Source organism: Streptomyces sp. NBC_01017 (genome assembly GCF_045162795.1).
Taxonomy (GTDB): domain Bacteria; phylum Actinomycetota; class Actinomycetes; order Streptomycetales; family Streptomycetaceae; genus Streptomyces; species Streptomyces machairae.
This window is the reverse complement of the sequence record NZ_CP108683.1, coordinates 9281432-9294399: the sequence shown is the minus strand read 5'-3', so window position 1 is coordinate 9294399 and position 12968 is coordinate 9281432. Positions and strand designations below refer to the sequence as shown.

Sequence of the window (12968 nt, the reverse complement as noted above, 5' to 3'; positions counted from 1 at the left end):
GTGTGTGCGGCTTACGGTCGGACGTAGTCGCTGCGGGCTTCGAGTCCCTCTCTGGAGAGGGTGAAGTTCTGCTGGTACGAGCCCGGACGCAGGTTGTGCGTCACGGACTTGACGTAGTAGTCGCCGTCGTACGCCCGTCCCGCGCCGCGTACTCCGACGAGCTGGCGGGGCTGGAGGATGTAGCCGTGCCGGTTGACGTCGAGCGAGCCGGAGCCGGAGACGACGTCGGCGGACACGGCGGCGCGGGCGAGGAGTTCGGCCTCGGCCTGCTCGCGCTGCTGCTTGGCGGTGCCGGAGAGCGTCCTGCGCTTGAGGGCCGGGGTGGGCCGCTTGCCCAGGGGCGGGCGCAGCGGGCTGATCGACGGCTGCGGAAGCAGGGCGGACTGCCGGGTCTCGGGGTTCTGCCAGCGGGCCTGCGGCTCTTCCCGGGCCGTCCCGTCGTACGCGAACGTCAGCTGGTCGACGGTCGAGTTGGCGTCCATGTTGACGTTGAGGGCGTGCTGACGGATGCCCAGGCGGACCTCCGGCCCCCAACGGGCCGATGATTGGCCGGGGTTGGGCCCAGGCTCCAGGTAGAAGGTGTACCCATTGGCACGGGCCAGCTCGGTGACGTACTGGAGGTCGGTGCCGGTCTGGTAGTGCACGCGGAGGTCCTGGTGCGGGGGCTGGGCGACCTTCTCGGTGTAGACGTCGGGCCGGATGCCGTAGTCGGAGTAGCGGCGCAGGATGTTCAGCACGCGCTCGGACGGCGGGAGATTCGGATACCGGGCGGTGCGTTCCTCCAGGTCCATGAGCAGCGTCAGGTCCTCCCCCGTCACGGTGAGGGTGGAGTGGCCGGGCCGGTTGCTGGCGCCGACCTCGTGGCGGACGACGAGCCCGTCGAAGAGGACGTCCGGGGTGCCCTTGACGCTGACGGTGACGATGATCCGGGTCTTGGGATCGAAGAACCCCTCGGGCAGCAGCCGTCGGCTGATGATCCCGTTCTTGGTGAGGTCGAAGGCGATCTGAAAACCGCTGCGCTCCCCCGCCGTGGCGGTGATCTGCGCGGACAGCAGGGCCTCGGTCACCTCGGCCGGGACGGGCCGGGCGAGCTTCGGCCCCATGAGGAGCGTGATGTGAACGGGGCCCTGCCCCACGGGCAGATCAAACACGCCGGTCTCCCCTGCCGCCGGGGAACCCGCCGGCCAGCGGGATGTCGATGACGCGCCCGGCCTCGGCGGTCAACTCGCGTGGATCCAGTACGGGATTGGCGTCGGCGATCTGCCACCACTGGCCGACGTCACCGAAGTAGTGCTGCGCGAGCAGGTCAGGCCGCTCGCCGGCGCCGACAGTGTGGGGCTGGGTCAGGTCACTCTCGGGGGTCGGGTCCAGCTGGGGCAGCAAGCGGCGCTTGGTGTAGCGGACTTCGGTGCCGTCGGGACGACGATGGATGCCGATCTCCGCGTCGTGGTAGCGGCTGGTGCGTGGATAGGGGTGTGCGCCCGGTATGGCGTCCAGGGCGTTCTCGTACGGCTCGATCTCAGCCATGGTTGTCCTCCTCAGCCCCTTCCGAACGCAACGTTGGTTCCGATTCCGGTGCCGATCACGCCTCCGCCTCCGCCGAGCCCCATCGAGCCGAGGCTGCCGCCGCGTGCGGCTGCGGCGAGCCGCTCCTTCTGCGCGAGGTGGGCCATGTACAGGTCGGCGCCTCGGTGGCCGGCGGGGAGATCGCTGACGGTGAGGATCTTCATGCCGATGCTGAGGGAGGCGCGAATGGGGTTGAGGTTCACGTCGAAAGCGGACTCGTTGACGGACAACTCGGTGAGCCGGACCGGCATCACCCTCTTGCTCCCCCAGGTGAACAGGGTGAGCGGCATCTCGATCGGGCTGATCTCGATGGCGCCCTTCTGGGACAGCTTCATCGCTGCGCGGAGCTGGGCGGTGGTCGGCTGCACCAGCATTTCGAGTGTGGCGAGCTGCGGGTGAATGCCGTCGGGCGCCGCGATCTCGAACTGGTCGGTGGCGTCGATCTCGGCAGTGAACTTCCAGGTCTCCTGGGCGGGGCCCTTGAGCCGGAGAGCCTCGTTGCGGTCCCCGCTCCCGGCACCACCACTGCCGCTGTCGCCGCTGTCCCCGGCGGACTGGGGGGAGACGCTGCGCTCCAGGGTGTCGGGGTTGAACTGCAGGACGATGATCCGCTGGGGGGTGCCGGTGTCGGGGTTGACTACGACGATGCCGGAGCGGATGGGTTTGGGGATGTCGGCGTAGCGGGTCACAGGCGCTCCTCTAGACGTTCCCGCAGTTGTGTGTAGTCGTGCTGCGGGAACAGGTCGGGAAAGCGGCGCAGCATCGCCTTGACGCTCTCGACGACGTGGTGAAGGTCGTCGTTCAGCAAGGACAGGTCAGTGAAGAGGTACTGCCATCCATAGGCGCCTTTGGTAACGGCCAGCGCTTCGAGGTAGCCGAGATAGTCCAGGTCCATCCGCTGAGCGCCGAGGCGTGCGTCCCACACCCAGATCTCCAACGGGGCGGTGTTCTGCTCAAGCCGGACCAGCCCGAAAAGCCCGGTACCGGAGCGGGGGTGACCGTCGATCTGCCGGAACTGCGCCAGGAATTCCCGCTCGTCCGGTGTCGAGCCTTCCCAGGCCAGCGGCGGGGCAGGTTCGAAGATCGCGCGGTAGAACTGCGGAACCCTGAATTCTCCCGTGAGTTCCTGCGCGGCTTCATTGCCACGCCAGTGGGCGGCGATCCTGCGGAAGCGGGGAGCCTGCTCGGCGATGGCGGGGTCGACTATGACGTGCTCCAGTTCCGGGAGGAGGGCGGCCGCCTCCATGGCTTCCGCGGCGAGCTGCTCAGCTGATGCGCCTTTCGGCCCCTCGGCCTCGCTCTCCACTGCCAACTCCTGGTGCGAGACTTCGATCTGCGGGCAGTCGCCGAGTTCTTCCAGAGCTGCCAGGAGCAACTGTTCGTGGCGGGTCGGGGATTCGATGATCCATCCCTCGGGGGGCGTCATGGCTCATACCTCGTCTTCCAGGGTGATGCGACCCTCTTTGATGCCGTTGAAGATGTTCGCGAGACGGCGTTCCTTGCCGGGGAGCCGACCGCCGCGCCTCTTGCTCTTCTCGTGCCGCACAACGGCCCGTGCAATGTCCAGGCGGCTGTGGAACGGACGCGCCTTGACGAGAACGTCGACGAACTCGTCCGTCTCGCGGAGCATGCGCCGAATCTTGTCGGGAGAGGCACTGTTGAGGTGGAGCCTACGTTCCTTCGACGGCGGATCCGGGTCCTTGCTGAAGGGCTGCGTCCGAGGGCTCTCGTCCTTCTCCCAAGTCCGCTTCTGCCGGTTCTCCCAATAGGTGCCCCATGCCGATTCAATGAAGTTCGGGAAGCCCTCGGGCACGGGGGGACCGTGGTAGGTGACTCTCGATCGGTACCAGATCATCTGTTCCTGGCCCGTGTGAACGAGGTGGAGGGCGTCCTTGGCGTACTGCTCGACTCCGTGCAGGAAGGGGATGTTGACCCCCGGACCGCTGGCGGGTACGAGGTTCTTGCCTCTGGCCGGGCCGCCGATGGCGTCGGGCAGCAAGTGCATCTTCACCCAGTAATCACTGGAATCGTCGTTCAGGTCGTTGTCCTGGATGTACTGCCAGCCAACGGGCTGGTCGTCCGGTGCGGTGTTGGCCGGTGTTCCCTTGCTCCTCTTGTTCAAGTACTCGGCGGTGAACGGATCAGCGGGTGTGGACGCGTTCGGGAAGGGCGGTATCTGCGCATCCGGCAGCGGTACCGGATGGGGGCGCAGCCGCAAATGACCGGCCAAGACGTCCAGTTCCTTGCGCAGCAAGGCGTACGTCGGCTGCCACTTGCTGCGCAGCCTCGCCTGCTCCTCCCGCATCACCTTCGCCGGCAGCTTGTCCTGGAGTGCCTCCGCTCGCCGGTAGCTGGCCTCAGCCGCCCTGATCGCGTTCTGCTGCGCCGCCCGGTCGGTGGAGTCCTCGACCTTGCCAAGCTCCCGCTTCCACTCGCCCAGAAAACCGGGCACCCCGATGGGCGTGCTGTGCACGTAAAGGTCCGCCCGTGGCCCCTTGCCGTGGAACATCAGGGTGTGGATCTCGTCGGTGTCGTCCCGGAACCGTGCCCTGGGCAACGTGAGATCGCGCGTCGATCGTTCGTCACGGCGCTCCTGGTTGTTCCTCTCCCGCCTGCGGGAACGGCTGTCACCCAGGCGATCCCGACGACGACGCCACACGTTTCGCAGGCGGCGCAAGCGGTCGTTCAGGCGGCCACCGAGCCTGCGACGGGCCTTGCCGTACAACTTGCGCCCCGCCCGACGTGCCCTGTTCATTGCCGACTTGACGGTCTGACGGGCACGCCGGACCCGGCCGGGGCGGCGGTCACGGGTTCGCCGGGATGCATCGTCGTCCCGGTGCTTGTCGTCACGCCTGTCATCGTCCGGGCGTCGCCCGTCCTTGCGGAGGTTTACCGGGTCGCGTTCGTCCTTCCGGGCCGTACCAGGACGGCGCCGGTCAGGTCTCAGCGTGTCGCGGGCCGATCCTCGGCGCTCGGGGCGTGCTGTCCGCTCGCGCTTGTCGTCGTCGCGTGCGCGGCGTTCGGCATCCCGCGCCCGTTTCCTGGCCGCGTTCACCTCGCGGCCCTCCTCGCGGCGCTCGTCGTCGTCGCGGCGCTTCTTCGGGCGGGTGGTCTGGGAGGGTCGCGGCTTCTTCTCCGGGGAGGAACGCTTGCCGGGGCGGGGCTTGGACGGTGGGCGGGACGTCTTGTCCGGTGAGGGCTTGCGCGGGGCCGGGCGGTCGTCCCGCTTGTCCCGGGCGGAGGGCTCGTCGTCCTTGCGGTCGTCGTCCTTCGGCTTCGCATCCTTCGACTTGTTCGGCGCGGGCGGCTGCCCCGGCGCGTCCGGCTCCCCCGGCTTGTCCTTCTTGGTGCGGATGTTCTTCAGCATGCCGCCGAGCCGTTCGGCGACCTTGCCCATGAACCGGCCCACGCCCTCGATCAGGAACGTGTAGACCAGCTCCAGCAGCGCCACGACGCCGGCCGCGACCGCCTTCGCGAACGGCAGCGCGCCGTTTCCGCTCTTGACGGACTTGAGGAAGTCCATGAAGAGGCCGAACGCGGCGAGGATCTCGCTCAGGGCGCCCCACGCCGTTTGGATGGCGTCGATGATCGCCATGACCCAGCCGGCGCCGGGGATGAGCTTGGCGACGACCTTCTCGACGACCATCACTCCGATGATGACGGGGAGTTGGGGCAACGCCTCGTCCCACGCCATCTGGGCCATCTGGTCCACCGTGACGCCGCCGTCGAGCAGCGCCTGGAAGTCCTCCATCGGGATTCCGATGATCTCCTGGATCTTCTGGTTGAACCAGGCTCTGACCGCGGTCTTGATCTCGTTGAAGAGGTGTTCCTTGGCGCCGGTCTCGGCGGCGGCGCCCGCCTTGCTGATCCAGTCGCCGGGGTCGGAGACGATGTCGTTGAAGATGGCCGCCCACTCGCCGAGAGCAGCGACGGCGGCGGCACCGAACTCCAGCGCGCCGACGGTGACGGACTCGGCGACGTCGACGGCCGCCAGCAGCCCGGTCTCCAGGACGTCGAGGCCGGCGAGCAGCGCCCCGCACAGCCCGTCGAGCAGCTTCCCGGCGACCTCCTTGAGGGCGTCGGCGAACTCGTTGACCTTCTGTACGGCCCAGTCGCGCGCACCGTCGATGGTCCGGCGCCACTTGTCGCGCATCGCCGGGTAGTCGGCGAGGAGTTCGTCGCCGAGGGCGATCAGGGCGTCGGCGAAGGTGTTGATCTGATCGATGACCCAGTTGCGGGCGTCGTCGATGAGCTTGAAGACCTGCTGCTTGAACTTGTCGATGACGTCGGTGACGATCTGCCGGGCCTTCTCGAAGATGCCCTTGATCGCGTTCTTGAGGCCCTCGAAGAACTCCTTCAGCTTCTCGATGGCCTCTTCGAGCCAGTTGTCGGCGTCGTCCTTGCCCTCGTTCTGCTTCTTCTCCGCGTCCTGCTCGGCGTTGGTCTGTTCGGTCTCGATCTTCTTGTTGTCGTCCTCGGTGCGCTTGTCGACGTCCTTGTCGGTGTCCTCTTCCTTCTTCGTGATGTCCTTGCGGACCTGGTCGTACTTCTTGCCCTTCTTGCCGTCGATCTCCGAGACCTTGTCGTCCTGCTCCTTGCGCCACTGGTCGCGGGAGTCGGAGATGTCGGAGCGGCCCTTGTCACGGGCGTCGGCCTGCTTCTTGCCGCTTGCGTCGACCTCGCGCTTGAGGTCCTCGTCGTACTGCTTGCGGTCGTCCGTGGACTTCTTGTCCTTGGCCTGGCGTTCCTGGCCCATCTGTTGCCGGCCCTGGGCGAAGCCTGCCTGGATCTGGGGGCCACGGTCGTGTTCGGCCACGGCGGAGGCGGACTCGATGGGCACGCCGCCGGACACCGAGCGCGGGCCGCTCGCCTTCGCGCCGCCCTTCCCGCCGGCGACCTTGCCGGTCAGGGTCTCCTTGGGGACGTCCGGATAGAGCTGGTCCTCACCCATCGGCAGCCCGGCGTCGGCGCGGCCCGACCGGTGCAGCTCGTTCTTCCGCTCGTCGAGCTTGTGGCCCTGTTCGTCCGTGCGCTGCGGATCGGAGTCGTTCTCCAGCGGTAGCCGCGGGGCGTCGCCCACGCGGGTGTTCTGGAGGCCGTCGTCCTTGGTCGGGAGGCCGAGGATGGAGTCGATCAGGTCGTCGAGCGGCAGGATCTCCTTCAGCAGCTTGCCGAACAGCTGGGCGCCGATGGTGAGGGCGATGTCCCACCAGCTCGGCTCCGGGACGTTCGCGCCCGGCACCTCGCCTTCCGGCTTCTGCTCGCCGGTGATCTCGGGTGTCCTGCCCGCCGCGGCCTCGGTGCGGGCGACCTTCGCGTTGGTGTAGGTGCCGGGGGCCGCGGGGGTCGGGCCGCCGGGGACGGTGCGCGGTGAACCGGACGGCCGTTGCGTGGTCGGCGGCGCCTTGCGCAGCGCGGTGCGCTCCTTGTCGACGGAACGGCCGACGGCGGAGTCGACGCCCTTGAGGGTCTCCAGGGCCTGGTGGGGCTTGAGCGAGCCGGCTGTGGCCAGGCCCGACTCGGGTGTGGCGTTGGAGACGTCCGGGGCCGGGGCCTCCTTCTTCGGCTTCGCACCGCCGCCGGGTGCGGTGCGGCCGCCGGCACCACGGCCACCGGACCGAACGGGTGCGGGTGCGGAAGCCGTACGGCCGCCGCCTCCGCCGCTCTTGCGGGCGGTCTTTGCGGCCTGCCGTGCCGCCTGCCGCTTGCTGCCCGTGGGCCTGGCACGTGAGCCGGTCGAGCTTCCCGAGCCACCGCCGGATGCCGGCGCTTCGGTTGCCTTCGGGGCGTTGGTCCTCGCCTCCGGTCCGGCGGCCACGGGGGAAGGACCGTTGCCCGGAGCCAGTTTCGGCGCGGCGGCAGGTCCTGGCGTGGAGACCTTGTCGGGGCCGGTGACGGGGCCGGGGGAGGTGGCGTTGCCGTTGCCTTCGGTCACGTTCTCGTTGCCGGGACCTGGCGTGTTCGATGCGGGCTCCGCAGGGCCCTTTCCATCCTCTGTACCGCTCTCGGCCTGGCCCGTGCCCTCGCCCGCCTTCTGCTGCGGACCGTTTCCGGATCCTGAGCCGGTCTGAGTCCCGCCCTTGTCCGATGAGCCCGCTTCCGCGGAAGTCTTGCCTGCCCCTTCGCTGCGGCTCCCCCCATCTGACGCACCCTTGGCATTACCCGACGGCGCACCCGCTGTCTGGGCACGAGCGTCCTCGCCTGCTTTGTCCAGTTGCCCGGGGGCAGTGGTCTCCCCGGTTCCGGGAGCGGTTTCACCGGCAGTGGCATCGGCCCCGCGTGCCGCCTCGTCACGGCGTCGGGCCTCGGCGTCCTCGCGCTGCTCCTCAGCCCCGTTCTTGTCCCAGTCCCCTCCGGACGGACTCGTCGCGGGCGTCCCCGCGGAATCGCGACCCGGCAAAGCCGTGACGCCGCTCCCGCCGTCCTCATCGGATCCGAGGTCCTGTTCGGCCGACGTGGCACTCAGTAGATCCTGAAGCGCCTGATCCTCGGAGTCGTCGTCCTCTCTACGTGAGTCTGTGTCCAGGGAGACACCGGATTCGATCTCCTCAACGGCCGTGTCCGGGATCGGTTCGACACCGGAGGTCGTCGGGCCGCCGAGCGGCTGCCCGCCCTTCCTCCTCCGCTTCTCGAATGGAGCCAGGTTCTTCGGGTCGTCCGTCGGGGCGGCGCGATCGATGTCGGCAGCGGGGGCTCCGCGGCGCTCCTCCTCGTCGGCGTCCGGTTCCTCGGTCGAGCCGTCGTCCGCGGACTCCGGTTCCAGACCCAGAGGTTCGTCGTCGGTGCCTTCCTCGTTTTCCGGGTCACCGATACGGCGGGTCGGCTGGGCCTCGCCGCCGGTCCTGGCCTTCTCGCCCGGCTCCGCCCCACTCCGGTCCACCGGCGACGTCTTGACGGTCTGCCGACCGTCGGCGCCGGCCTGCCGTTCCTCCTGCTCACCGGCCTGCTTCTCCGGTTCCGGCGCGGCCTCGTCCCGAGCCCCGTCCGTTTCCTCCTGCGCCTGCTCCTCGTCGCGCTGGTCCTGCTGCTTCTGCTCCTTCTGGTTGTCCGCCGCGTCCTTGCGTTCGTCGTCGGTGTCCTTCTGGGCACCCTGGCCGGCGGTGTTCCGCTCCTGCCGGTGGTCCTGGGAGCGTTCCTGCTGCCGGCCGGCCGACTCCTCCCGGTCCCCGGCAGCGTCTTGCCGGCCGGACGCCGCGCCCTCCGGGTCACCGTTCTTGTCCTTGGCGTCCTGGTCCTGCCGGTCGCCGGACGCGCTGTCGTCCTGGTTCTGCCGGCCGCCGGGAGCCGGCCGGCCGTCGTCCTCCTGCCGGCCGCGCCCCGGCCCGGGGGCGTCCGCACGCTCGTCCCCCTCCTGCCGTTCCTCGGCCGAGGCCCGCTCGCGCTCCTCCTCGACCTCCTCGACGGCACCCGGCACGGCCAGCGGGGCCGCGGCGGCATCCGACGGCAGTGGCCCGGCCTGCTCCGTCTCCTCGACAGCCACCACCAGCCGGTCGATCACCGGTGTGGGCAGCCGCAGTTCCAGCCGGTCGAGCACGATGTCCTGCACCTGGGGCGCCATCCGTGCCAACTGCAGCCGGACCCGCCCGGACCGGTCCTCAGGGTCACCGCGCAGGGAGCGCAGGAGCGTGTTGGCCATGCGGTCGACGACGGTCGCCGGATCCAGTTGCTCCATACGGCGCTGGTCGGCATCGACCGTGGCGTACCTCAGCCAACCGGGCGTGGCCTGCCCCTGCTCGACGTCCACCTGCTCGGCGGCCGTCGGCTCCGGCTGCTCCACGAGGTCCCGCGCCGCCGCCTCCGCCTCCCGCTCGATAGCCTGCTGCGGCAGACTCACCGCCCCCAACTCCCGCCCCGCACGCAGCGCCCCGAGACCGTGCGGGTTCTGCACGGTGTGCAAGAGCTCGTGGGCGAGAAGGCGGCGCCCCTCGTCCGTGCCCGGCTTGAAGGCGCCCTCGCGGAAGAAGACGTCCTGGCCCACGGCCACCGCGTCCGCGCCGAGCAACTCGGTCAGCTGCCCGGCATCACGGCCGGTGTGCAGCCGCACGCGGCTCAGGTCGTGTCCGAGCCGTTCCTCCAACTCCCGCCGTACACCGGGGTCGAGAGGCTGCCCGGCGCCGCTGACGATGTCCTTCGGCTCGGGCGTACGGGACTTGGCTGCGCGCTCCTTGCGCTTGCGGCGGCGCTGTTCGGCGGCCTGCTCGGCGTGGGCGTCCTGGGACGGGGAGGTCACCGGGTCACCTCCCCGTGGCCGCTGAGGCCTTCATGCACCGCGCGGGCGAGTTCCTGACCGAGACGGCGGGCGGACAGACCGGCGGGCAGGGGCGGCAGGCCGGACAGCGCTTCGAGGGTCAGGGCGCCGTCCGCAGCCAGCGGCACGCCGTGGGCGTGGACCAGGCGGGTCAGTTCGCGTTCGAAGGCGTCCGACACCCGCTCCGGGTCCACGCGGAAGCCGGTCAGGGCGAGCTCGCCGATCTCGACCCGGATCTCGCGGGGAGCCTCGCTACGAGGGTTGCCGTTCACACCCATCCCCGCACCTCCCCCGGGGTCAGCGACCGCTCCAGCTTCTGGTACTCCGTGCGAGCCGCCGCCAGCATGTGCCGCATCTGCAGGCGGTCGCCCTCCTCGGCCGCGAGGAAGGCGCCGGACAGTGCGATGTTGCGGATCGAGCCGCCCGCGACGGTGAGTTGGGCGAGGAGCCCCGGGTCGATGTCCTTGACCGGGGCCCGGGACGGGAGCACACGGCGCCAGATCTCGGCGCGCTCGTGCTCGGCAGGGAAGGGGAAGTCGACGACGAAGCGGATGCGGCGCAGGAAGGCGGTGTCGAGGGCCTTCTTCATGTTGGTGGTGAGGATGGCGAGGCCGCGGTAGGCCTCCATCCGCATCAGCAGGTAGCTGACCTCCAGGTTGGCGTACCGGTCGTGGCTGTCCTTGACCTCGCTGCGCTTGCCGAACAGGGCGTCGGCCTCGTCGAACAGCAGCAGCGCGCCGCCGCGTTCGGCGGCGTCGAAGACGCGGCGGAGGTTCTTCTCGGTCTCGCCGATGTACTTGCTGACCACCTGGGAGAGGTCGACGATGAACAGGTCGAGGCCGAGTTCCTTCGCCATCACCTCGGCGGCCAGCGTCTTGCCCGTGCCGGAGCCGCCGGCGAACATCGCCGTGACGCCGAGGCCGCGGCGCAGGGTGCCGGCGAAGCCCCACTCCTGATGGACGGTGGGCCGCTGCCGTACGTGCGCGACGATCTCGCGCAGCACGCCGGTCTGCCGCTCGTGCAGGACCAGGTCGTCCCAGCCCGCCCCCGGTTCGATACGGCGGCCCAGCTCGTCCATGCCGATCCGGGCCTCCTCCATGCCCGCCCGCCAGGCGAGTTCGGCGGCGTCGAGGGTGTCCTCGTAGGGGAGCCGGCGGCGTACGGTCGCGGCGGCGGACCGGATGACGTGCGGGGGCAGCTGGAACTGGGCGACCAGGGAGCGCAGTTCGCCGTCGTCGAGGTCGGCGACGGGGTGGAACGCCTGGGCCCAGAGTTCGGTCTGCTCGTCGTCGTCGAGGCGGGGCACCGCCACCCGTGCGCCGTGCGGACGGTCCGTGCGCAGGGGGTCCTCGCTGGAGACGACGACCGGTACGGCGGCTCCGGCCAGGAACGCCTCGGTCGCCGCCCGCTGGTCGCGGTCCAGCTCGCCGACCTCGACGAGCAGCGCGGAGGGCAGCAGGATCGCCTCGCGCTGCCAGAGCCGGGCGAGCCCGTCGCGCTCGGCGGGGTCGGCCGGGATGTCCTCGGCACCCATCGCGTACAGCCCGAGCCCGGACCGGGCGGCCGCCGCGGCGGCGATGTCGGCACGGCTGCGCAGATCACCGCCGGTCACCTCGACGAGCAGCGGCGCGTCGGGGTTCGCGCCCGTCGTCCAGCCCTCGGCGACCCTGCTCGCGGCGACGTCGTACGACGGCGGCAGCTGTTCCGGCGCCGGGGTGCGGCGCAGGCGGCCGTGCAGGCGGGCGTCGAGGTAGGGCGAGCCCAGCAGGAAGTGCAGGATGCGCTCGTCGAGCCGTAGCCGGGACGTCGTCAGCCGGGACTCGTCGTCGAGCTCGACGATCCGCCAGCGCCGCAGCGGCGCGACGGGCGTGAGTGCGCTCCAGTGCGGTTCGGCGAGGGCGGCCAGGGCGAGCGAGAAGGTCGGGTACGCCCGCTGCGGGTCGCCGCAGGCCGCGGCGCAGCGGGCGGCAGTCGTGGGGTCCAGTTCGTCGGCGGCGGCGAGGAGGATCAGGTCGCGTTCGAAGGGGGTGAGGCCGAAGCAGGTGAGGAGGGCGTCGAGGGGGGCGGTGCCGGGGGCGGCCAGGGGGACCGGGCTCGTCGCCGGGGTGGCGTCCGCGTCCGGCGCCTGTCCGGCGCCGGCGGCGTGGGCGTCGATCCGGGACAGGACACGCCTGATCTCCTCGATCAGCTTCGCGCCCACGTCGGGTCCGCCTGCCGCGCCCGCAATGCCCGAAGCAGCAGCCGTGCCCGCCTCGTTCGTCCCCATGTGCTCACCTGCCCCCGTCGTCCCCATCTCTTGTCAGCCCTCCGTACCCTTCCGGGGCTCCGGCTGCGGCGGCTTGCTCGCCCGGGCGGTCTTGCGGGCCCGTGCCGGAGCCTTGGCGACGGTCTTGGCCGGGGCCTTCGTGGTCTTCTTGGCCGCATCACTCACGGGCAGCCCGGGTTCCGCCGACTCTGCCTTGTCAACAGCGGCCGGTGCCGCAGTGGTTGACGGAGCCTCAACCCTCGACTCGCCCCCCGGAGGGACCGGCGCCCCCGGCGCCCCGAACGGCAGCACCCGTACGTCCGTCCGCTCCACCGGCTTCGCCGGCACCGGCGTCTGCCGTCCGTCGATGAGGACCAGGGCCGCCTGGTAGACGACCGACAGGGAGTACGGCGTCTGGTGGAGCATCCCCCACAGCTTCGACGTCTCGTCGATGTCCATCACCGTGGGTGTGAACCGCACTCGCTGGGCCGCCTCCGCGAGGTCGCTGCCCACCAGGTGCGGAAGGTGGCCGGTCTCCTCGATGACGTCCTTCGGCAGGATCGGTATCTCGTGCAGGGTCCGCACCACGGAGCCGATCAGCCGCTGCCCGACCAGGGTCGTCTCGTCGCCGTACGCGGTGATGAGGTAGTGCAGGTCCAGCGCGGCGGCCGGCCGCTTCACGAGCGTGCCGTCGGAGGCCCGGGTCGGCAGGTCGTTGTTGCGCATCGACGTGTTGGGGGTGACCTGGTAGAGGAACACGTTGATGGTCGGGTGGTCCGGCGCCTCCGCCGGCGGCTTGCGCGGCTCGACCTTCACGGCCTCGTCGAACTCCGAGCCCACATGGGACGCGAGCAGCAGGGAGAGGGCCTGGGTGACATGGGCGATGGCGAGTGCGTTGCTCATGAAGTC

The 12968-nt window shown here is 70.2% G+C and carries 8 protein-coding genes; all 8 read right to left on the bottom strand.

The window, feature by feature from the left end; all coding sequences use genetic code 11:
* Positions 1-11: 11 nt before the first annotated feature.
* The 8 genes from OG331_RS42575 to OG331_RS42540 are packed head-to-tail and all read right to left on the bottom strand — an operon-like array spanning position 12 to position 12962.
* Positions 12-1151 (bottom strand): hypothetical protein, encoded by a 1140-nt coding sequence (locus OG331_RS42575; protein WP_406207183.1) that lies wholly within the window; start codon positions 1149-1151, stop codon positions 12-14.
* Entirely contained in the window at positions 1144-1527 is a 384-nt protein-coding gene (locus tag OG331_RS42570) for a hypothetical protein (RefSeq protein WP_406207181.1), read from the bottom strand. The genes OG331_RS42575 and OG331_RS42570 overlap by 8 nt, the downstream gene beginning before the upstream one ends.
* 11 nt (positions 1528-1538) lie before the next feature.
* Positions 1539-2255, bottom strand: coding sequence for a hypothetical protein (locus tag OG331_RS42565; RefSeq protein WP_363031882.1), 717 nt, complete (start codon positions 2253-2255; stop codon positions 1539-1541).
* Complete coding sequence (locus OG331_RS42560) at positions 2252-2992, bottom strand: hypothetical protein (RefSeq protein WP_406207178.1); 741 nt, start codon at positions 2990-2992, stop codon at positions 2252-2254. Before OG331_RS42560 ends, OG331_RS42565 begins: the two co-directional genes overlap by 4 nt.
* Positions 2993-2995: 3 nt before the next feature.
* Positions 2996-9796 (bottom strand): DUF4157 domain-containing protein, encoded by a 6801-nt coding sequence (locus OG331_RS42555; RefSeq protein WP_406207175.1) that lies wholly within the window; start codon positions 9794-9796, stop codon positions 2996-2998.
* Positions 9793-10092: a hypothetical protein gene (locus OG331_RS42550; protein ID WP_406207172.1), complete on the bottom strand. Its 300-nt coding sequence runs from the start codon at positions 10090-10092 to the stop codon at positions 9793-9795. Before OG331_RS42550 ends, OG331_RS42555 begins: the two co-directional genes overlap by 4 nt.
* Positions 10083-12080 carry an ATP-binding protein gene (locus tag OG331_RS42545; RefSeq protein ID WP_406207169.1) on the bottom strand — a complete coding sequence of 666 codons (1998 nt, stop codon included), beginning with the start codon at positions 12078-12080 and terminating at the stop codon, positions 10083-10085. The genes OG331_RS42550 and OG331_RS42545 overlap by 10 nt, the downstream gene beginning before the upstream one ends.
* A gap of 33 nt (positions 12081-12113) precedes the next feature.
* On the bottom strand, positions 12114-12962 hold the full coding sequence (locus OG331_RS42540; RefSeq protein ID WP_406207166.1) for a DUF4255 domain-containing protein: 849 nt from the start codon (positions 12960-12962) through the stop codon (positions 12114-12116).
* Positions 12963-12968: the final 6 nt, after the last annotated feature.

What these genes read in the sequence shown, in the direction of transcription:
- OG331_RS42560 (WP_406207178.1), bottom strand. Translation starts at nt 2,992, where the DNA reads ATGACGCCCCCCGAGGGATGGATCATCGAATCCCCGACCCGCCACGAA.
- OG331_RS42550 (WP_406207172.1), bottom strand. Translation starts at nt 10,092, where the DNA reads ATGGGTGTGAACGGCAACCCTCGTAGCGAGGCTCCCCGCGAGATCCGG.
- OG331_RS42570 (WP_406207181.1), bottom strand. Translation starts at nt 1,527, where the DNA reads ATGGCTGAGATCGAGCCGTACGAGAACGCCCTGGACGCCATACCGGGC.
- OG331_RS42545 (WP_406207169.1), bottom strand. Translation starts at nt 12,080, where the DNA reads ATGGGGACGAACGAGGCGGGCACGGCTGCTGCTTCGGGCATTGCGGGC.
- OG331_RS42540 (WP_406207166.1), bottom strand. Translation starts at nt 12,962, where the DNA reads ATGAGCAACGCACTCGCCATCGCCCATGTCACCCAGGCCCTCTCCCTG.